Genomic DNA, 1,567 nt, shown 5'->3' with positions numbered 1-1,567 from the left:
CAGCTCACATGAGGATTTTGACGTCAAGATCGATCATCAATACATAGCGTTCTTTCTCCCATTTCTTGCAAACCCGTGGTCTGAGCCAGCATGCATGAGCCGGCGCGCATCCGTCGCCGGATCCAACTCACATTCGGTCGCCGTTATGTTCGACAGCACCACTATCCCGCTTGCGTAGCGGCAAGGCTCAGGAGAACGGAACCATTCTATAGGGCGGCATTTTAAGCCAAACTGCGACGAGGTTCGTTCACCGGATCCACCAGGATTGATCAGCCCTGGTGGATTTCTGGATTCGCTAAGGGCCGCCGTTAGGCGGTCTTCATCACAACGCCTTCAATGGTGACGCCTGCGGTAACGTATCTCCAAAGTGCGATCAGCAGTTTGCGCGCTAGTGCGACGATCGCGGTTTTCTTCAAACGTCCACCATTTGACTGGACCCGATCCACAAACCAGCGGCTGAGCACCGATCCCGGCTGGTTGCGCAGCCATAACCAGGCCAGCTGAATCATTGTCGTGCGCAATCGGGGATTGCCTGTTTTGGAAATGCCTTGTTCCTGATCGATGGTTCCGCTCTGCCAAGGGGTGGGTGCTAAGCCTGCGTAGGCAGCCACCTGTCGCCGATTGTCGAAATGCCGGCATAGCCCCTCGCTCCAGAGAATGGTGGCAAACTCAGCTCCAACACCCCTGATGGCCAGCAGCATTGCCGCCGGTGTTCCATGCGCAGAGCCTTCATGTACAGATAGCAAGGAATTCCGCTCGCTCTCCACCGCAGCGATCTGTTCAAGCAACAACTCAAGCCGATCGAGTTCACGCATTATTTGTGACTTGATATGCACCGGCAACGCGCGTCCGTCTCCGGTCTGGAGATCTTCGAGCCGATTGCGCCGGTTCTTATGCAGAGGTTCGTACCCGCTGACACCCTGGGCGAAGAGCAACCCCTTGATGCGGTTGACATGCCTCACCCGTTCCGCAATGAGCACTTTGCGCTCCCGGCAGATGCGGCGCCGATCTTCATCCTCGTGACTCGGCGCCTTTACCATCGCGCATACCCGCGGCTCACCGCGCTTGAACGCGAGGAGTGCCCGGACCAGTGCTTGGCCATCAATCCTGTCGGTCTTTGCGCGCCGGCGCCGACGTGACGTCGCGATCGATGCCGCGTCGACAACGTAGCTCTCGATCCCGCTTGCTTCCAACACACGGTGTATCCAAAAACCGTCCAACCCCGCCTCCTGAATCGTGACGATCGGAAACGTTCTTCCCGTTCGCAGCCGCGCCTTTTCCTGTATCTGGGCAAACCGAAGCCGCAGCTCGGGAATGTCGCCACTGTCAATTGAGTGTTTTGACATTTTCTCACCGCTGCCTGGAGACAGCGAAGTGATGAGCCAGCTCGATCGGCTCAATTCCAAAGACACAAAAATTGCGCCAAGATCGGTGCGGATGGCGGTCGGCGTTTCTGAGTGAACGGACGTAGTTCTCATAACCTACTCCTCCTGAGCGAGCGCTTTGATGCAGCCTCACTCTGCCAGAGCGCCGGCCGCTGTTCACTCCTCATGGGATCTATAGGCGA

General features: G+C 57.2%; 1 protein-coding gene. It reads right to left on the bottom strand.

All coding sequences use genetic code 11. The annotated features are described in order from the left end of the window. Positions 1-308: 308 nt before the first annotated feature. Positions 309-1,478 carry an IS110 family RNA-guided transposase gene (locus AC3WWH_RS34725; RefSeq protein ID WP_057253229.1) on the bottom strand — a complete coding sequence of 390 codons (1,170 nt, stop codon included), beginning with the start codon at positions 1,476-1,478 and terminating at the stop codon, positions 309-311. Between the last annotated feature and the right edge of the window lie 89 nt (positions 1,479-1,567).

The organism is Ensifer sp. EB106-03-01-XG145 (genome assembly GCF_058792075.1).
The sequence above is the reverse complement of the archived record's forward strand: the minus strand, read 5'-3'. Positions and strand labels throughout refer to the sequence as shown.

Excerpts from the sequence above, each read along its gene's own strand:
- AC3WWH_RS34725 (WP_057253229.1), bottom strand. The coding sequence starts at position 1,478 with ATGAGAACTACGTCCGTTCACTCAGAAACGCCGACCGCCATCCGCACC.